General features: G+C 70.0%; 16 protein-coding genes. 5 read left to right on the top strand and 11 right to left on the bottom strand.

All coding sequences use genetic code 11. The features are described from left to right. Nucleotides 1-66: 66 nt before the first annotated feature. From RGI145_RS16495 to RGI145_RS16460, 8 genes are all read right to left on the bottom strand, one after another. The gene (locus RGI145_RS16495; protein ID WP_075799213.1) at nucleotides 67-816 is read right to left on the bottom strand and encodes an ABC transporter ATP-binding protein; all 750 of its coding nucleotides are present in this window, start codon (nucleotides 814-816) and stop codon (nucleotides 67-69) included. Beyond that, on the bottom strand, nucleotides 806-1585 hold the full coding sequence (locus tag RGI145_RS16490) for an ABC transporter ATP-binding protein (protein ID WP_019460793.1): 780 nt from the start codon (nucleotides 1583-1585) through the stop codon (nucleotides 806-808). The genes RGI145_RS16495 and RGI145_RS16490 overlap by 11 nt, the downstream gene beginning before the upstream one ends. A gap of 105 nt (nucleotides 1586-1690) precedes the next feature. After that, a complete protein-coding gene (locus RGI145_RS16485; RefSeq protein WP_075799212.1) occupies nucleotides 1691-3397 on the bottom strand; it encodes an AMP-binding protein in 1707 nt (568 codons plus the stop codon). Between the two features lie 72 nt (nucleotides 3398-3469). After that, nucleotides 3470-4408 carry a hydroxymethylglutaryl-CoA lyase gene (locus RGI145_RS16480; RefSeq protein ID WP_075799211.1) on the bottom strand — a complete coding sequence of 313 codons (939 nt, stop codon included), beginning with the start codon at nucleotides 4406-4408 and terminating at the stop codon, nucleotides 3470-3472. After that, on the bottom strand, nucleotides 4408-6414 hold the full coding sequence (locus RGI145_RS16475; RefSeq protein ID WP_075799210.1) for an acetyl-CoA carboxylase biotin carboxylase subunit: 2007 nt from the start codon (nucleotides 6412-6414) through the stop codon (nucleotides 4408-4410). Before RGI145_RS16475 ends, RGI145_RS16480 begins: the two co-directional genes overlap by 1 nt. A gap of 12 nt (nucleotides 6415-6426) precedes the next feature. Next, nucleotides 6427-7230 carry an enoyl-CoA hydratase/isomerase family protein gene (locus tag RGI145_RS16470; protein WP_075799209.1) on the bottom strand — a complete coding sequence of 268 codons (804 nt, stop codon included), beginning with the start codon at nucleotides 7228-7230 and terminating at the stop codon, nucleotides 6427-6429. 8 nt (nucleotides 7231-7238) lie between these two features. Next, nucleotides 7239-8846 (bottom strand): carboxyl transferase domain-containing protein, encoded by a 1608-nt coding sequence (locus RGI145_RS16465; protein ID WP_075799208.1) that lies wholly within the window; start codon nucleotides 8844-8846, stop codon nucleotides 7239-7241. Between the two features lie 9 nt (nucleotides 8847-8855). After that, entirely contained in the window at nucleotides 8856-10025 is a 1170-nt protein-coding gene (locus RGI145_RS16460; RefSeq protein WP_075799207.1) for an isovaleryl-CoA dehydrogenase, read from the bottom strand. A gap of 106 nt (nucleotides 10026-10131) precedes the next feature. On the opposite strand from RGI145_RS16460, the gene RGI145_RS16455 reads away from it, so the two are divergent. Continuing rightward, nucleotides 10132-10746 (top strand): TetR/AcrR family transcriptional regulator, encoded by a 615-nt coding sequence (locus tag RGI145_RS16455; RefSeq protein ID WP_075799206.1) that lies wholly within the window; start codon nucleotides 10132-10134, stop codon nucleotides 10744-10746. Nucleotides 10747-10978: 232 nt separating this feature from the next. Beyond that, entirely contained in the window at nucleotides 10979-11509 is a 531-nt protein-coding gene (locus RGI145_RS16450; protein WP_075799205.1) for a DsrE family protein, read from the top strand. Nucleotides 11510-11530: 21 nt separating this feature from the next. Here the strand turns inward: RGI145_RS16450 and RGI145_RS16445 are convergent, their stop codons facing one another. Continuing rightward, nucleotides 11531-12871, bottom strand: coding sequence for an amidohydrolase (locus RGI145_RS16445; protein WP_075799204.1), 1341 nt, complete (start codon nucleotides 12869-12871; stop codon nucleotides 11531-11533). Between the two features lie 207 nt (nucleotides 12872-13078). On the opposite strand from RGI145_RS16445, the gene RGI145_RS16440 reads away from it, so the two are divergent. The 3 genes from RGI145_RS16440 (at nucleotide 13079) to RGI145_RS16430 (ending at nucleotide 16230) form a co-directional block, all read left to right on the top strand. Then, on the top strand, nucleotides 13079-13855 hold the full coding sequence (locus RGI145_RS16440; protein ID WP_075799203.1) for a class II aldolase/adducin family protein: 777 nt from the start codon (nucleotides 13079-13081) through the stop codon (nucleotides 13853-13855). Nucleotides 13856-14005: 150 nt separating this feature from the next. Continuing rightward, entirely contained in the window at nucleotides 14006-14848 is an 843-nt protein-coding gene (locus tag RGI145_RS16435) for a creatininase family protein (RefSeq protein ID WP_075799202.1), read from the top strand. Between the two features lie 170 nt (nucleotides 14849-15018). Then, entirely contained in the window at nucleotides 15019-16230 is a 1212-nt protein-coding gene (locus RGI145_RS16430) for a YncE family protein (protein WP_075799201.1), read from the top strand. 521 nt (nucleotides 16231-16751) lie between these two features. Here the strand turns inward: RGI145_RS16430 and eutC are convergent. Both eutC and RGI145_RS16420 read right to left on the bottom strand, forming a co-directional pair. Then, a complete protein-coding gene (eutC, locus tag RGI145_RS16425) occupies nucleotides 16752-17480 on the bottom strand; it encodes an ethanolamine ammonia-lyase subunit EutC (RefSeq protein ID WP_075799200.1) in 729 nt (242 codons plus the stop codon). Between the two features lie 2 nt (nucleotides 17481-17482). Then, nucleotides 17483-18895: an ethanolamine ammonia-lyase subunit EutB gene (locus tag RGI145_RS16420; protein WP_075799199.1), complete on the bottom strand. Its 1413-nt coding sequence runs from the start codon at nucleotides 18893-18895 to the stop codon at nucleotides 17483-17485. Nucleotides 18896-19092 lie beyond the last annotated feature (197 nt).

The following is a 19092-nucleotide window of genomic DNA, read 5'->3' as shown; positions in this document are numbered from 1 at the left end:
GGTTTCTGGCGGCGCTGCCGCCCGTTTCCTGCATCCGCCCCGCCGGTGAACCGGGCGGGGCAGGGGTCAGACGCCGAGATATTCCTGCAGCCGCTCCGCCGCGCTGGCGAGCTCGTCGTTGCGGAAGCTGTCCACCACCTTCCCATGCTCGACCACGTAGTGCCGGTCGGCCACGGTCTGGGCGAAGCGGAAGTTCTGCTCCACCAGCAGCACGGTGAAGCCGCGTGCCTTGATCTCGCGGATCGTGGCGCCGATCTGCTGCACGATCACCGGCGCCAGCCCCTCGGTCGGCTCGTCCAGCAGCAGCAGCGGCGCGCCGGTGCGCAGGATGCGCGCGATGGCCAGCATCTGCTGCTCGCCGCCCGAGAGCTTGGTGCCTGGGCTGTTCGCCCGCTCCTTCAGGTTCGGGAAGAGCGTATGGATGGTCGGGATGTCGAGCCCGCCCGGCCGCACCACCGGGGGCAGCATCAGGTTCTCGGTCACGTTCAGCGCGGCGAAGATGCCGCGCTCCTCCGGGCAATAGGCGATGCCGGCGCGGCCGATCTCGTCGGGCCGGGCGCGGATCAGCTCCCGCCCCTCGAAACCCACCGAGCCGCTGCGCCGCCCGACCAGGCCCATGATGCTGCGCAGCGTGGTGGTCTTGCCGGCGCCGTTGCGGCCCAGCAGCGTCACCACCTCGCCCGGCCGCACGTCGAAGTCCATGCCGTGCAGCACGTGGCTCTCGCCGTACCAGGCCTGCAGCCCGCGCACCTTCAGCAGTGTCTCGCCCTGGGCGGCGGAGCCCGGGCGTTCCTCCAGCAGCGCCTCAGGCGGCATGGGCGGTGCCTCCGGCAATGGTGGGATCGGTGCCGAGATAGGCGGCCACGACCTCCGGGTTGCGCGAGACCTCGGCATAGGGGCCTTCCGCCAGGATGCGCCCGCGCGTCAGCACGGTGATCCGGTCGCAGAGGCCCTCCACCACCTTCAGGTTGTGCTCCACCATCAGCACGGTGCGGCCCGCGGCCACGCGCTTCACCAGCGCGGTGACGCGGTCCACATCCTCGTGCGTCATGCCGGCGGTAGGCTCGTCCAGGAGCATCATCTCGGGCTCCAGCGCCAGGGTGGTGGCGATCTCCAGCGCCCGCTTGCGGCCATAGGAAAGCGAGCCCGCCGTCAGCCCGGCGGCATTGGCCAGCCCGACCTCGGCCAGCAGTTCCATCGCCCGGGCGTCATAGCGCGTGAGCACGGATTCGCGCCTCCAGAAGTCGAAGGAGCCGCCCCGTTCCCGCTGCAGGGCCAGGCGGACATTCTCCAGCACCGTCAGGTGCGGAAAGACCGCCGAGATCTGGAAGGAGCGCACGAGGCCGAGCCGGGCCACCTCGGCGGGCTTCATCGCGGTGATGTCGCGGCCGTTGTAGCGGATGCGGCCGCGTGTCGGCTGGAGGAACTTCGTCAGCAGGTTGAAGCAGGTCGTCTTGCCCGCCCCGTTGGGGCCGATCAGACCATGGATGCTGCCACGTTGCACGCGCAGGTTCACCCCGGAGACCGCGGCGAATCCGCGGAACTCCTTGGTCATGTCCTCGGTCTCCAGGATGTAGTCGGCCACCCGGATGTTTCCTCGTCTTTTCAGTCTTGCACAGGAGTTAAGGCGAAGCCGCCCCCCGGTGCAAGCGGGATCGTGGCATCCCCCACCAATCCGCCCGGCCGGCCTTCAGGCGGTTTCCTGGCGCGTCAGGCCGAGTTCCTCCTCCATATGTCGGCGCATGAGGAATTTCTGGATCTTGCCGGTCACGGTCATGGGAAATTCATTAACGAACTGAACATATCTCGGGATTTTCTGGTGCGCGATCTGCCCCTCGCAGAAGCCTCGCACCTCCTCCACCGTCAGCGCCTCGCCCGGCCGGATGCGAATCCAGGCGCAGAGCTCCTCGCCATAGCGGGGGTCGGGCACACCGAAGACCTGCACGTCCTGGATCTTCGGATGGCGGTAAAGGAACTCCTCGATCTCGCGCGGATAGAGGTTCTCCCCGCCGCGGATCACCATGTCCTTGATCCGGCCGACGATGTTGCAATAGCCCTCCGCGTCGAGGGTCGCGAGGTCGCCCGTGTGCATCCACCGCGCCGCGTCGATCACCTCCGCCGTCCGCGCCGCCTCGTCCCAGTAGCCCAGCATCACCGAATAGCCGCGCGTGCAGAGCTCGCCCGCCTGGCCGCGCGGCACGATCCGCCCCTCGGTGTCGATGATCTTCACCTCCAGATGCGGGTGGATGCGCCCGACGGTGGAAACGCGCCGTTCCAGCGGGTCGTCCACCGCGCTCTGGAAGCTGACCGGGCTGGTCTCGGTCATGCCGTAGCAGATGGTGAGGTCGCGCATGTTCATGCGGCTGGTGACGCGCCGCATCACCTCGATGGGGCAGGGGGAGCCCGCCATGATTCCCGTGCGCAGCGAGGACAGGTCGAACTCCGCGAAGCGCGGGTGGTCGAGCTCGGCGATGAACATGGTCGGCACGCCATAGAGCGCGGTGCAGCGTTCCGCCTGCACCGCCTCCAGCGTCGCCACCGGGTCGAAGCCCTCGCCCGGATAGACCAGGCAGGCGCCGTGCGTCAGGGCCGCGAGGTTGCCCATCACCATGCCGAAGCAATGGTAGAGCGGCACCGGGACGCAGATCCGGTCCTCTTCGGTCAGGCGCATCGCCTGTCCGACGAAATAGCCGTTGTTCAGGATGTTGTGGTGCGACAGCGTGACGCCCTTCGGCGTGCCGGTGGTGCCGCTGGTGAACTGGATGTTGATGGGGTCGTCGAATTGCAGTGAAGGGCCCAGTTCCCGCAGCGCCGCGCGCTCCCGCTCCCCGCCCAGGGCCAGCACATCGGCGAAGGGCAGGGCGCCGGCCAATGGGGTGGAGGAAGCGGGACCGCCGAGCTGGATCACCGCCCGCAGCGCCGGTAGCCGCGCCGCGCGCAGGCCGCCCCTGGTGGCGCTGTCCAGCTCCGGCGCGATCTGCCGCAGCATCCCGGCATAGTCGCTGGTCTTGAAGGCGGTCGCCGTCACCAGCGCGGCGCAGCCCACCTTGTTCAGTGCGAATTCCAGCTCGTGCAGCCGGTAGGCCGGGTTGATCGTCACCAGCACCAGCCCGGCCCGCGCCGCGGCGAACTGGGTCAGCACCCATTCCGCCCGGTTCAACGACCAGATACCCACCCGTTCGCCACGCCGCAGCCCGAGCGCGAGAAAGCCCGCGGCGAGGCGGTCCACCTGTTCCCGCAGCTCCGCCCAGCTCCAGCGCAGGCCCTGGCCCCGGTCGATCAGCGCCGGCCGGTCCGGCCAGGTATCGGCTGTGCGGTCCAGTCGCTGCCCGATCGTGTCGCTCAGCAGCGGGGTTTCGCAGGCTCCATGGACATAGCTGAGTTCCCCGGCACCCATCCTGTTTGTCCTCTCTTGGCTTCTTCCGGAGGGCCTCCCGGGAGGAAAGGCGCCGCCTTTCCCCCGGACCCCCTATCCGCCAGGAACCTGAGGTTCCTGGACCTCCCATTCATTGGTTCTGGTGGCGAGCGCCCGTGCCACCCTGGAAGCCGGCTCACGTTCCAGCGCCGCGCAGATCATGCGTCCTGCTGCGGCGAGGCGGGCAAGGTCCACGCCGGTCCCGATGCCCATGCCATCGAGCATGTAGATCACGTCCTCGGTCGCGACATTGCCCGAGGCCCCCTTGGCGTAGGGGCAGCCGCCCAGCCCGGCCACGGCGCTGTCCACCACCGAGACGCCGAGTTCCAGGCAGGCCAGGATATTCGCCAGCGCCTGGCCATAGGTGTCGTGGAAATGCAGCGCCAGCCGTTCCAGCGGCACCCGCTCCGCCACCACCTCGACCATCCGCCGCGCGGCGAGCGGCGTGCCCGTGCCGATCGTGTCGCCGAGCGAGACCTCGTAGCAGCCCATGCCGGCCAGCGCGGCGGCGACGCGCGCCACGGCCTCCGGCGACACGGCGCCCTCATAGGGGCAGCCGAGCACGCAGGAGACATAGCCGCGCACTCGCAGCCCGGCGGCGAGCGCCTGTTGCGCCACGGGGGCGAAGCGCTCCAGGCTTTCGGCGATGGAGCAGTTGATGTTGGCGCGCGAGAAGCTTTCCGAGGCTGCGCCGAAGACCGCGATCTCGCGCGCCCCGGCGGCCAGCGCCGCCTCCAGCCCCTTCAGGTTCGGCACCAGCACGGGGTAGTCCACGCCGGGGCGCGGCGTGAGCCCGGCCAGCACCTCCGCCGTGCCCGCCATCTGCGGCACCCATTTCGGAGAGACGAAGCTGCCCGCCTCGATGCTGCGGAGGCCGGCATCGGCCAGGGCCTCGATCAGCGCGATCTTCGTGGCGACGGAAACGGGCCGTGCCTCGTTCTGCAGCCCGTCGCGCGGACCCATCTCCACGATGCGGACATGGTCGGGGAACATCACGCCGTCTCCGTTGCGAAGGTCACGAGTTGCGTGCCTTCCTCCACCATCTCGTCCACGCCATGGCGGATGCTTTCCACCACGCCCTCGGCGGGGGCGGAGAGGGTAAGCTCCATCTTCATCGCCTCCAGTACCAGCAGCGGCGTGCCCTTGGCCACCTTGTCGCCAGGGGAGACCAGCACGCGCGTCACCCGGGCGGGGATCGGGGCGATCACGCGGTCACCGCCGGCGGCCTGGCTCTCGGGCGGCGCCAGCGGGTCGAGCACGCGCAGCCGCACGCCGCGCCCGTCGCGCAATACGGTCAGCGTGTCACCCTGCCGCGCCACGGCCATCCGGTGCTGCACGCCGTCGAGGCGCAGGCGCAGCCCGTCCTCCGTCTCCGCCGCCGCCACATGCGCGCTGTCGCCGCCGGGCAGGGCGAGGTCCAGCGATCCGTCCCGTCGCAGCGCCGCGCGCAGCGCCACACGCTCGCCCCCGGCCTCGAAGAGCAGGTCCTGGTAGCCCGCCCCGTTCATCCGCCAGGCATCGGCACAGGCCCAGGGCGAGAAGGGATCGCCCGACCCCCGCGCCGCCGCCTCGGCGGCCCGCGCTTCCTCCCGCAGCACCGTCCAGGCCGCCGCCGCCCAGGCCAGCCTGTCCGGCACGGGCTCGGCGGAACCTTCCAGCACCTCCGGGTGCCGGGCGATGAAGCCGGTGTCGAGATCCGCCGCCAGGAAGGCGGGATGCGTGGCCAGGGCGCGCAGCAGAGCGAGGTTGGTGCGCACCCCCACCACCTCGTATTCCGCCAGCGCCGCGGCGAGGCGCCGTGCTGCCGCGTCGCGGTCCTCGCCATGCACGATCAGCTTGGCGATCATCGGGTCGTAGTTCGGCGTGATCGCGTCGCCCTGGCGCACGCCGGTATCAACGCGCACGCCATCGCCCTCGCGCGGCTGGCGCAGATGCGCCAGCGTGCCGGTGGAGGGCAGGAAGTCGCGCGACGGGTCCTCGGCATAGATCCGCGCCTCGATCGCATGGCCCTGGATGCGGAGGTCCTCCTGCCGCAGGGGCAGGGGTTCGCCGGCCGCGACGCGGAACTGCCACTCGACGAGGTCCTGGCCGGTGATCGCCTCGGTGACGGGATGCTCCACCTGGAGACGGGTGTTCATCTCCATGAAGAAGAAGCGCCCGTCTTCCGCGATGAACTCCACCGTGCCGGCGCCGACATAGCCCACGGCCCGGGCGGCGGCGATCGCGGCCTCGCCCATCGCGCGCCGCTGCGCCTCGTCCAGCCCCGGGGCGGGGGCTTCCTCGATCACCTTCTGGTGCCGCCGCTGGATGGAACAGTCGCGCTCGAAAAGCGAGACCGCGTTGCCCTGCGTGTCGGCGAAGACCTGGATCTCGATATGGCGGGGCCGGGTCAGGTACTTCTCGATCAGCACATGGTCGTCACCGAAGGAGGCCTTCGCCTCGCGCTTGGCGCCCTCGATGGCGGCCTCCAGCTCGCCTGCCGCCTCGACCACGCGCATGCCCTTGCCGCCGCCGCCCGCCGAGGCCTTGATCAGCACGGGATAGCCGATCCGCGCGGCTTCCTCGGCCAGCAGCGCCATCTCCTGGCGCTCTCCGTGATAGCCCGGCACCAGCGGCACGCCGGAACGCTCCATGATCGCCTTGGCGGCGGATTTGGAGCCCATGGCGCGGATCGCCGCGACCGGCGGGCCGATGAAGACGATCCCGGCCTCCGCGCAGGCCTCGGCGAATTCCGCGTTCTCGGACAGGAAGCCGTAGCCGGGATGGATCGCCTCCGCCCCCGAGCGCCGCGCGGCGTCGAGGATGCGCGGGATGGAGAGGTAGCTTTCCCGCGCCGGGGCGGGGCCGATGGGCCAGGCCTCGTCGGCGAGATGGACGTGGCGTGCCGCGCGGTCGGCTTCGGAATAGACGGCGACGCTGGCGATGCCGAGACGACGCGCCGTGCGGATCACCCGGCAGGCGATCTCGCCACGGTTGGCGATGAGGAGCTTGCGGAACATCACGCGGCCCCCTCAGTTCACACGGCCTGGCGGGATGCGCCAGGCGGGCGGGCGCTTGCCGAGGAAGGCGCCAAGTCCCTCCCGCCCTTCCTCCGAGGCGCGGCGCTCGGCGATGCGCCGCCCGGTCTCGGCGGACAGGGCCTCGTCCACCACACGCCCCTCGCACAGGAAGACCAGGTCCTTGGCCGCCGCCTGCGCTCCCGGCGCGCCCTGCAGCAGTGCCTCCAGCACCTTCTCCGCTTCCTCGTCCAGCCGCTCGGCGGGCACGACCTCGTGCACCAGCCCGATCTCCAGCGCCCGGTGGGGCGGGATCACCTCGGCGGTGGTGAAGTAGCGGCGCGCCTGACGCGCTCCGATGGCGGCGACGACATAGGGGCTGATCGTCGCCGGCGTCAGGCCCAGCCGCACCTCGCTCAGGCAGAAGCGCGCCGTGTCGGCGGCCAGCACCACGTCGCAGCAGCAGGCGAGCCCGACGCCACCGCCATAGGCCGCCCCCTGCACCAGCGCCAGGGTCGGCTTCGGCAGCCGCGCGAGGAGGTGCATCAGCCGCGCGAGCTTCGCCGCGTCGGCGAGGTTGTCCTCCTGCGAATGTTCCGCCATGCGCCGCATCCAGTCGAGGTCCGCCCCGGCGGAGAAGGAGCGCCCGGCGCCGGTCAGCACCACGGCGCGCACACGCGGGTCCTCGCCCAGCTCCTCCAGCGCCGCGGACAGCCCGGCGATCAGCGCGTCGTCGAAGGCGTTGTGCCGCTCCGGCCGGTTCAGGGTGAGGCGCGCCACGCCGCGCGGGTCGATGTCCAGCAGGATGGTGTCGTTCATGGCGGTCCTCACATCCGGAACAGGCCGAAGCGCGTCGGCTCGATCGGCGCGTTGAGGCTGGCGGAAAGGCCGAGCGCCAGGACGCGGCGCGTCTGGGCCGGGTCGATCACGCCATCGTCCCACAGCCGCGCGGAGGAATAGGTGGGATGGCCCTGGGTCTCGTACTGCGCGCGGATGGGGGCCTTGAAGGCTTCCTCCTCCTCGGCGCCCCACTGGCCGCCCCTGGCCTCGATGCCGTCGCGGCGGACGGTGGCGAGGACGGAGGCCGCCTGCTCCCCGCCCATCACGCTGATGCGGGCATTGGGCCACATCCAGAGGAAGCGCGGCGAATAGGCGCGGCCGCACATGCCGTAATTGCCCGCGCCGAAGCTGCCGCCGATGATCACGGTGAATTTCGGCACGGCGGCGGTGGCCACGGCGGTCACCATCTTGGCGCCGTCCTTGGCGATGCCGCCGGTCTCGTACTTCCTGCCGACCATGAAGCCGGTGATGTTCTGCAGAAAGACCAGCGGGATGCCGCGCTGGGCGCAGAGCTCGATGAAATGCGCCCCCTTCTGCGCGCTCTCGCCGAACAGGATGCCGTTATTGGCCACGATCCCCACCGGATAGCCCCAGATATGGGCGAAGCCGCAGACCAGCGTGGCGCCATAGAGCCGCTTGAACTCGTCGAACTCGCTGCCATCCACCAGCCGCGCGATCACCTCGCGCACCTCGAAGGGCTTGCGCCGGTCGGCGGGGATCAGGCTGTAGAGGTCCTCCGCCGGATAGAGCGGCGCGCGGGGCTCGCGGATCGCCAGGGAAGGGCGCTTCGTGGCGTTCAGGTTGGCGACGATGTTCCGGGCGATGCCCAGCGCATGGGCGTCGTTCTCGGCATAGTGGTCGGTGACGCCGGAGGTGCGGCTGTGGACATCGGCGCCGCCCAGCTCCTCCGCCGTCACCACCTCGCCGGTCGCGGCCTTCACCAGCGGCGGTCCGGCCAGGAAGATGGTGCCCTGGTTGCGGACGATGATGCTCTCGTCGCACATGGCGGGGACGTAGGCGCCGCCGGCGGTGCAGCTTCCCATCACCACCGCGATCTGCGGGATGCCCTGCGCCGACATGCGCGCCTGGTTGTAGAAGATGCGCCCGAAATGGTCGCGGTCGGGGAAGACCTCGTCCTGCTGCGGCAGGTTGGCGCCGCCGGAATCCACGAGGTAGAGGCAGGGCAGGCGGTTCTGCTCGGCGATCTCCTGGGCGCGCAGGTGCTTCTTCACCGTCAGCGGGAAGTAGGTGCCGCCCTTCACCGTCGCGTCATTGGCGACGATCATGCATTCGCGCCCCGAGACGCGGCCGATCCCGGCCACCATCCCGGCCGAGGGGACCTCGCCGCCATACATCCCTTGCGCGGCGAGCTGGCCGATCTCCAGGAAGGGCGAGGCCGGGTCGATCAGCGCCCGGATGCGGTCGCGCGGCAGCAGCTTGCCGCGCCCGAGATGCTTGCGCCGCGCCGCCTCGCCGCCGCCGAGGCGGACCTGCTCGGCGAGCGCGCGCAGCTCCTCGGTGACGGCGCGCATCGCCGCGGCATTGGCGCGCGCCTCATCGCCGCGTGGGTCGAGAGCGGTTTCCAGCACGGGCATGGCGCGGCGTCACTCCGTTTCCCGGAAGAGTTCCCGCCCGATCAGCATCCGGCGGATCTCGCTGGTCCCGGCGCCGATCTCGTAGAGCTTGGCATCGCGCAGCAGGCGCCCGGTCGGGTACTCGTTGATGTAGCCGTTGCCGCCCAGGCACTGGATCGCCTCCAGCGCCATCCAGGTCGCCTTCTCGGCGGCGTAGAGGATGGCGCCGGCGGCATCCTTGCGTGTCGTCTGCCCCCGGTCGCAGGCCTGCGCCACGGCATAGACATAGGCGCGGCAGGCGCTGAGCGTGCTGTACATGTCGGCCAGCTTGCCCTGCATGAGCTGGAACTCGCCGATCGCCTGGCCGAACTGCTTCCGCTCGTGCACATAGGGGACCACGACATCCATGCAGGCCTGCATGATGCCCAGCGGCCCGGCGGCGAGCACGGCGCGCTCGTAGTCCAGGCCGCTCATCAGCACGTTCACGCCCCGGCCGAGGCCGCCCAGGATGTTCTCCTCCGGCACCTCGCAATCCTGGAAGACCAGCTCGCAGGTGTTGGAGCCGCGCATGCCGAGCTTGTCCAGCTTCTGCGCCGTGGAGAAGCCCCGGAAGCCCTTCTCGATCACGAAGGTGGTGATGCCGCGCGGCCCGGCCTCCGGGTCGGTCTTGGCATAGACCACCAGCACGTCGGCATCCGGGCCGTTGGTGATCCACATCTTGTTGCCGTTGAGCACGTAGCGGTCGCCGCGCTTCTCGGCCCGCAACTTCATCGAGACCACGTCGGAGCCCGCGCCCGGCTCGCTCATCGCCAGCGCGCCGATATGCTCGCCCGAGATCAGCTTCGGCAGGTAGCGCTGTTTCTGCGCCTCGCTGCCGTTGCGCCGGATCTGGTTGACGCAGAGGTTGGAATGCGCGCCGTAGCTGAGCCCGACCGAGGCGGAGGCGCGGCTGATCTCCTCCAGCGCCACGACATGGTCGAGATAGCCCATGCCGGCGCCGCCCAGCTCCTCCGGCACGGTGATGCCGAGCAGGCCGAGATCGCCGAACTTGCGCCAGAGATCGTTGGGGAAGGCGTTCTCGCGGTCGATCTCCGCGGCGCGCGGGGCGATCTCGCGCCGCGCGAAGGATGAGACCTGCTCGCGCAGCGCCTCGGTGGTCTCGCCCAGGCCGAAATCCAGCCCCCGGAAGCTATTGGACATGGCAATCCTCCCTGAACGCTTACTTGGACAAGCGGGCCGCTCCCGGGCCTCGTTGCAAACGAACATACGTAAGTTTATCCTGGCTGGGAAGAGGCTGAGAGAGGTCATGGCGCGCATCGCAGGCTCGAACGGCCCCCGCACGGCGGCACTGATCCGCGAGGTGGGGCTGACCCTGATCCACGAGCACGGGTTCGAGGCGATGAGCCTGCGCGACCTGGCCGCCGAGGTCGGCATCCAGCCGGCCTCGCTCTACAACCACATCGCTTCGAAGCAGGAACTGCTCTTCGATCTGGTGCGGGAGCATATGGAGGCGCTGCTCGCCAGTACCGCGGCCGCGCTGGACGATGCGTCGCCCGACCCCCTGCGCCAGCTTCGCGCCTTCGTGGCGCATCACCTGCTCTACCACATGGACAAGAAGCGGGAGGTCTATGTGGCGAATTTCGAGCTGCGTGCGCTGGAGCCACGGAACCGCGAGGCCATCCTCGCCCTGCGCCGGCTTTACGAGGGGCGGCTGATCGCGTTGCTGGACGAGGGTGTCACCGCAGGGGAATTCGCGCTGGCCGATACGCGGGTGGCCGCCTATGCCATGCTGGCCATGCTGACCGGCGTCTGCACCTGGTATCGCCCGGATGGGCGCCTGGCACCGGAGGAGATGGTGCGGCTGCACACCGAACTTGTCCTGGCCGGCTGCCGCGGTCGGGAGATGGCTCTGCCGGCCTGATGCCCGGGCCCGGCCTTGATGCCGGGGAGGAAGGCGAGGGCAGGATGCTCCCTTGGCGAGAGAAAAACGCAATCGTTGCACGCAGAAGTTATATTACTTTTAAGTAATCATAAGCATGATTGCAAAAATTCAGAAAACAGACTGAGAGGCCGTGAAGCAGCGATGATTTCTATTTCCTGGTGCGTCGCAGCATACTACGCAGGCCGAAGTGGTTACCGGATCAGGAACTGGGATGAGAACCGTCGCGACACTTGTTTCGGCCATGGTGCTGGCGGCATGGGCCGGTCCGGCGGGGGCCGCCTCCGCGACGGCGGAGCCCGAAGTAAGTCAGAAGGTCGTCTATCACAACAATGGCGGCAGCGCTGACATCTCGATCTTCATCAAGGCGGAGATCTTCTTCCGCCGCCTCGTGCTGGGCGAGGATGTGACGGGGCTGGCGAACGCGCCCTACTTCAACGGGCTGTTGGACAATATCCGCAACCACATCAACGCGATGGGCAAGGACCACGTGCGCATCGCCGTGGTGGACCATTCCGCCGGTGTCGATCTGCTCGAACTCGCGAACAACGACAAGGCGATCGCGGGTAAGCTCGATGCGCTACGCGGGGATGGCGTACGGTTCCTCATCTGCGAGAACACGCTCAGGGGGCGGCACATCTCCCTCGGCCAGCTCTATGGCGCGAAGCCCGAGGATGTCGTGCCGAGCGGCGTCGCCGAGATCGCGAAGCTGGAGCAGGTGGGCTACGTCTACATCCATCCGTGATGCCGGCCGGATCACGGAGGGTCACGGGGCTGTGCTGCCTTCCCGGTGGCACGGCCAGTCCGAGCCCAGCACGCGTTCCGCGATCCCGGCGAAGAGATCCACGCCCTGCGGCAGTGCCGCCTCGTCGAAGTCGAAATCCACCGCGTGGTGGATGCCCTTGAGATCGGCCCCCAGCAGGAAATAGGTCGCGCTGCCGCCCTGTTCCTGCACCCGCCGCAGCATCAGCGTGGCATCGTCGCCGCCGCCGATCGGCCATTCCGGCTCGATCCGCGTGATCCCCGGCACGGTGCGCGCCACCTCCGCCACGATGGCGGCGGCCTCCGGGCTCGGCGTGGCGCCGATGCTGCCGCCCATCTCCTCGATGCGCAGGGCGACATCCTGCATCGCCGCTGCCCCGGCCAGCACCTCCCGCGCCCGCCGGTCCATGTAGTCCAGCGCCTCCTGCGAGCCGCCGCGCACCTCCAGTACCAAATGGCAGGAATCGGCGATCACGTTGCGCCCGCTGCCCGCCACCATCCGCCCGACATTCACCAGCGTCGGCGAGTCCGCGTGGCGGCTGATGGCGTGCAGGTTCAGCGCCGCCGTGGCTCCGGCCAGCAGGGCGTTGCGCCCCTCCTGCGGCCCCATCGCCGCATGCGCCGCGCGGCCCTCCAGGAAGGCATCCAGCTTGTTGGAATAGAGGAAGCCCGTGGCCATCGGCGCCACCGAGCCGGAGGGCAGCAGGCAGCCAAGATGCCCGGCGAAGAAATGGTCCACCCCGTCCACGACGCCGGCCGCCACTATGGGCCGGGCGCCGCGCCCGCCTTCCTCGGCGGGCTGGAAGATCAGGCGGATCGTGCCCCGCCAGCGCGCGGTCGGCGCCGCGAGGCGGGCGGCCAGGGCGAGGCCGATGGCGGTGTGTCCGTCATGGCCGCAGGCATGCATCACGCCGGGGCGCGTGGAGCGGAAGCCCTCGCGGTTCGGGGCGTGCTCCGGCGCCTCGGTTTCCCGCACCGGCAGCGCATCCATGTCGAAGCGGAAGGCAAGCACCGGCCCCTCGCCGCGCCGCATTTCCGCGACCACTCCGGTCTGGCCTCCGGGCATGCGCGCCACCCAGTCCGGCGGCGCCCCGGCCGCCAGCGCCGCCTCGCGCGCCGCCGCCGTCTCGGCCGGGGAGGGGCGGCCGGGCATCTCGCTTTCCACCATGACCTCCGGCCCCGCCTTCACCGCCCAGCCGAGCCGTTCCAGCGTGGCGGCCGTCTTCGCGGCGGTGCGGTATTCGAGGAAGCCCATCTCCGGGAAGCGGTGCAGGTCGCGCCGGATCCGCACCACCCCGCCATCGTTGGCACCAGTCGCCGCCGCGAAATCCAGATCCGTTCCCATCTCCGCGTCCCTCTCCGCCTCTGCCCATGCGCGGGGCACGCGTGCCCGCGATACGGGCCGAAAGACACCCGCGTGCCGGCCGGGGCAAGGGGTTGCGGCATGACCGGCGGTTGACGCCCCGCCGCCAAGGGGCGGAAAGTCCCGGCTCGCCGATCATCCCCGTTCCGCCAGAGACGCCCACATGGACGCCCACATGGGAGAAGCCCGATGAACGTGACCACGCCGCCCGCCAGCCTCCGGGGGATCAGCGAGGAGGAATGGAAGATCCGCTGCGAGCTCGCGGCGCTCTACCGGCTCGTCGCCTATCATCGGATGACGGACCTCATCTACACCCATATCAGCGCCCGCCTGCCGGGGCCCGACCACCACTTCCTGATCAACCGCTATGGCGTGATGTTCCACGAGATGCGGGCCAGCGACCTGGTGAAGATCGACCTGGACGGCAACGTGATCGAGGAGGACGCCTCCTCCAAGCCGGTCAATGCCGCGGGCTTCACCATCCACTCCGCGATCCACATGACGCGGGAGGACGCGGCCTATGTCGTCCATACCCATACCAGCGCCGGCATCGCCGTTTCGGCGCAGAAGGAGGGGCTGCTGCCGATCAGCCAGCACGCGCTGAAGTTCTACGGCCACCTCGCCTATCACGGCTATGAGGGCATCGCCCTGGATCTCGACGAGCGCGAGCGGCTGGTCGCCGATCTTGGCCAGCACCGGGCGATGATCCTGCGCAACCATGGCCTGCTGGTCACGGGCCGTACGGCGGCGGAGGCCTTCAACAACATCTACTACCTGGAGCGCGCCTGCCAGGCGCAGGTGGCGGCGCTCTCGGGCGGCATGGACCAGATCGTCTTCCCGCCGGAGGAGGTGCGCCTGCGCACCGCGGAGCAGTTCAACCGCTCCGACTCCCCGCATATCTACGACCTCGCCTGGACCGCCGCGCTGCGGCTCGTCGATGACGACAAGGTGGATTATCGTTCATGACGTGAGCCGGGCCGCACCTGCCCGGAGGAAAGCGCGGTTTTCCGCGCCTTTCCCCGGCAGGGGCGTGGCCTCCGCTGCGGGCGCGAAGGCTGGGCAGAGGGGCGGGGAGGGGAGTAGACAGGAACTCATTGCCGGAGTTGCCTGGTTCCCATGTTCCGCCGATCCGCTTTCCGGAAGCGACACCTGGCCCTTCTCCAGGTTCCGGTCCTGGCCGGCTTCCTGGTTCTCGCGCCTCTCGCCTGGGCGCAGCAGCCCGACACGGTCTGGCTCGACCATCTCACCTGGACGGAGATCCGCGCCGCCACCCAGGCCGGCAAGCGCACCGTCATCATCCCCGTGGGCGGCACCGAGCAGAGCGGCCCCTTCATCGCCGTGGGCAAGCACAATGCCCGCGTGGCCGTGCTCGGGGAGCAGATCGCCCGGCAACTCGGCAATGCCCTGCTGGCCCCGGTGATCGCCTATGTGCCCGAGGGCAATATCGCCCCGCCCAGCTCGCATATGCGCTTCCCCGGCACGATCAGCATTCCGCCCGAGGTCTTCGAGGGGCTGCTGGCCTCCGCTGCCGAGAGCTTCGCCGCGCATGGCTTCACCGACATCGTGCTGATCGGCGACCATGGCGGTTATCAGAAGAACCTGCAGCACGTGGCCGACCGCCTGAACCACCAGTGGGCCAGGGGCCCGGCGCGGGCGCACTACATCCCGCAATACTACACGACCATCGAGACCAGCTTCGCCCCGGCCCTGCGCGCCCGGGGGCTGGGCGACGATGTCGGCACCCATGCCGACCTGATGGACACGGCGCTGACGCTTGCCACACGCCCCGCCCTGGTGCGGCAGCAGGCGCTCCAGGCGGCGGCCAAGCCCGGCACGGCGCAGGGCGTCTATGGCGGCGACCCGCGCCCCGCCACGGCGGAACTCGGCCAGATCGGCACGGGTGCCATCGTCGCCCAGACCGTGGCCGCCATCCGGCAGGTGACCGCGCCACGCCGCTGACCCGTCTTCCGACCCATCCCCCCTGGCGGCGCATGGCCTGGCTTCACAGGCTCGCGCCCCGGTTCCCCACCCCCTTGCCCGGAGACGGGATTCGCGCTTCCGGACGGCGTTGCTCCGCTCCGGGAACGGTCCCCGTGATCCCGGGCCCGTATCGAGGAATACGCCTGCCCATGTCCCGCCCAGCCTCCCTGCTTCTCCTCCTGGCGCTGCTCGCCGCGCCCCTCGCCCCGGCCATGGCCCAGACTGGGGTCCAGACTGGGGTTCAGTCTGGGGCCCAAACCGGGGTCCCGAATGCGGCGCCGGCCGCCGTGCAGACCGTGCCCGGCATGCCGCCCGTGACCGTGCCCGGCAACATCTACAGCGAGACCACCAGCGACAAGCTGTCGCCCGTGGTGCGCAGCGACCTGCCGCGCATCTACGTGCCGAACCTGCGGTCCAACGACGTCTATGTCATCGATCCCGAGACGATGAAGGTCGTGGACCGGTTCAAGGTCGGACGCGGCCCGCAGCATGTCGTGCCGTCCTGGGATCTGCGCACCCTCTGGGCGACCAACAATGCCGAGGGCAAGGAGGATGGCAGCCTCACGCCCATCGACGCCGCCACCGGCAAGCCGGGCGAGCCCATTCCGGTGGACGACCCCTACAACATGTACTTCACGCCGGACGGCAAGTCGGCGATCGTCGTGGCCGAGGCCCGCAAGCGCCTCGACTTCCGCGACCCGCACACGATGGCGATGCAGTTCTCCATCGACACGCCGGATTGCCGCGGCGTGAACCATGCCGACTTCTCCGCCGACGGGCGCTACGCCATCTTCACCTGCGAGTTCGGCGGGCGCCTCGCCAAGATCGACATGGTGGAGCACAAGGTCGCCGGATACCTGAAGCTGTCCAAGGGCGGCATGCCGCAGGACATCCGCGTGGCGCCGGATGGCCGCACCTTCTACGTCGCCGACATGATGGCCGATGGCGTCTTCGTCCTCGACGGCGACCGCTTCGCCGAAACGGGCTATGTCCCGACCGGCACGGGCACGCACGGCCTCTATCCCAGCCGCGACGCGAAGTACCTCTATATCGCCAATCGCGGCTCCCATAAGGTGCATGGCGCGCGCAAGGGGCCGGGCAGCGTTTCGGTGCTCGAATTCGCCACCGGCAAGGTCGTCGCCAACTGGCCCATCCCCGGCGGCGGCAGCCCCGACATGGGCAATGTCAGCGCTGACGGGAAGACGCTCTGGCTCTCCGGCCGCTTCGACGACGTGGTCTATGCCATCGACACCACCACGGGGGCCGTGAAGCAGGTCAAGGTCGGCGCGGAACCGCATGGCCTGACCGTCTGGCCGATGCCGGGCCGCTATTCGCTGGGCCATACCGGCATCCTGCGCTGAGGACGCGGCGCCTCCAGCGATCCTGGGTGGAGGCTCCGCCTCCCCCGAGGTTGCGGGGGCTCCATCCAGCCTGTGGTCCGCAGGGTTGGCTGAAGGGCAGGGCGCCGGGGGTGCCTGCCTCTCCACCCTTACGGGCAGGGCATCCGGCCGTCCGTAGCTTTTTTACCACTTTAGTGTTTTAGGATTTTAAGCCTTTATCCGGTCTGAAGGATGCGGGCTGCCTATCGGCCTGCCGGATGATGGCTGATCCGGATTGCGTTCCGGGGCAGGCGACAACGTGCCGGGCGGTGAGCAGATGCCCGTTGGCACACTGCATCCGGGGGACATGGTTACGCGGCTGCGATATGATTTTATTCCTATATCCCGGGGCGGGCGAAGAAGCAAGAGGGGTTTGCTACGGTTGTGCCGCGCCCCGGCTGGCAATCTGCGCCAAGGAAGGGGAGGTCCAGGACCCTCAGGGTCCTGGCGGATAGGGGGCTGGGGAAAGGCGGCGCCTTTCCCCAGGGCAGCGGGAGCCGCCCTCAGCCCCCCGGCAAGGCCGCCGGCGCCTCGTCCTTGAGGCCGACGCCGCTCAGCTTGCGCTGCCGGGCCTCGCGCATCAGCCAGGCCAGCTTCTCCGCCGCGCCTTCGTGAGACAGCCCGCCCTGGCCATGGATGTTGGAGATGCAGTTGCGGCCGGAATCCTGGCAGCCGGTGCGCGGCGCATAGGTCAGGTACACGCCCAGGCTTTCCGCCACGCTGAGGCCCGGCCGTTCGCCGATCAGCATGGCGCAGAGCGTGGCGCCGAGCGCCTCGCCGATCTCGTCGCCCAGTGCCACCCGGGCCTGGGTCGCCACCACGACCGGCGCGACGCGCCAGCCCCGCAGCCGCGCCAGCGCGGCCCGCAGGACCGGCGCCGCGTGCTTCTGCACCGCCAGGGCCGAGAGCCCGTCGCCGATCACGAAGACCGCGTCGTACTCGCCCCGCCGCAGCAGCGTCCGGCTGTCCGGCGCCAGCCGCCGCCCGAGATCGGGGCGGCGCAGATAGGTGCCGCGATCCTCGGCCGCGCTGCGGACCTCCATGGTTTCCAGCGGCGCCAGATCGGCCCGCAGCGCCGCGACATCGAGCGGCGTGTGCACGGCGTCGCGGGCCAGGGCATGCGCCATCTGGAAATCCAGCACGTCGCCGAGCTGCATGGCATCGCCGCTGCGCCCCAGGCCGACGCGCGCCCGCGTGGCGAGGCGCAGCCGCTCCCAGAAATCCTCCGCCATGCTCAGCCGCCCCCGGTCATGGTGACCTGCGCCATGGTGAGCAGCCGCGCCGCCTGCGGGCTTTGCGGCAGGGGCGGGCGCATCCGCCCGCCGGGGTCCAGCATCTCCATCCGCTCCAGCCAGGACTCGAATTCCGGCGCGGGCCGCAGGCCGAGCGTGGAGCGCAGCGCGAGGATGTCGTGGAAGGAGAGGCTCTGGTAGTTCAGCATGATGTCGTCCGCGCCCGGCACGGCGATCAGGAAATTCACCCCGGCCGCGCCGAGCAGCACCATCAGCGCGTCCATGTCGTCGCCATCGGCCTCGGCATGGTTGGTGTAGCAGACATCGACCCCCATCGGCAGGCCGAGCAGCTTGCCGCAGCAATGGTCCTCCAGCCCGGCGCGCGTGATCTGCTTGCCGTCATAGAGGTATTCCGGCCCGATGAAGCCGACCACCGTGTTCACCAGCAGCGGCCGGAAGGCCCGCGCCACCCCATAGGCGCGGCATTCCAGCGTCTGCTGGTCCACGCCGTGATGCGCCTCGGCCGAGAGGGCCGAGCCCTGGCCGGTCTCGAAATACATCACGTTGTCGCCCGCCGTGCCGCGCCCGAGCGACAGCGCCGCTTCCTGCGCCTCGCGCAACGTGGCGAGATCGACGCCGAAGCCGCGATTGGCGCCCTCCGTCCCCGCCACGGACTGGAAGACGAGATCCACGGGCGCGCCCAGCTCGATGGCGCGGATCGCGTTCGTCACATGCGTCAGCACGCAGGTCTGGGTCGGGATCTCGTAGCGCTCGCGCAGCGCATCGAGCATCCGCAGCAGCTCCACCGCGTTGCGCACGCTGTCCGTCGCCGGGTTGATGCCGATCACCGCGTCGCCCGAGCCGTGCAGCAGCCCGTCCAGCACGGAAACGGCGATGCCGCGCGCGTCGTCGGTCGGGTGGTTGGGCTGCAGCCGGCTGGCCAGGTGCCCCGGCAGGCCGATCGTGTTGCGGAAGGCCGTCACCACCCGGCATTTCCGCGCCACGGCGATCAGGTCCTGGTTGCGCATCAGCTTCGACACCGCCGCCACCATCTCCGGCATCAGCCCCGGCGCCAGCGCGGCCAGCGCCGCCGCATCCGCCTCGTGCGACAGCAGCCAGTCGCGGAAATCGCCCACCGTCATGTGCGAGACCGGTGCGAAGGCGGCTGCATCATGCGTGTCGAGGATCAGTCGCGTCACCTCGTCCGTCTCGTAGGGCACCACCGTTTCGGACAGGAAGGCCTTCAGCGGCAGTTCCGCCAGCGCCCGCCGCGCCGCCACCCGTTCCGCATCCGACCCGGCGGCGATCCCGGCCAGCTCGTCGCCCGAGCGCCTGGGCGTCGCGGCCGCCAGCAGGTGCCGCAGATCCTCGAAGCGGTGGCGTTCCCCGCCCGCCAGCCCGGTCCGGCCCGTCATCCGCCCGCCTCCTCTCGCCCGAACCCGGCCAGCACAGCCGGGGCGATGCCGGGCGGCAAGCGATTTCCGTGCCCGGACGGTTTCCGGCCCTGGCCAGGGGGCTCCCGGATGCCGCCCCCGCCCGCGGAACGGCCCGCGAAAGCCGGGGCGGGAGGCTGGACAGGGGCGGGAGCCGGTCGTTTGATGCCCGCCCTGAA

It is taken from the genome of Roseomonas gilardii (assembly GCF_001941945.1).
Taxonomy (GTDB): domain Bacteria; phylum Pseudomonadota; class Alphaproteobacteria; order Acetobacterales; family Acetobacteraceae; genus Roseomonas.
This window is presented reverse-complemented; position numbering and strand designations above follow the sequence as displayed.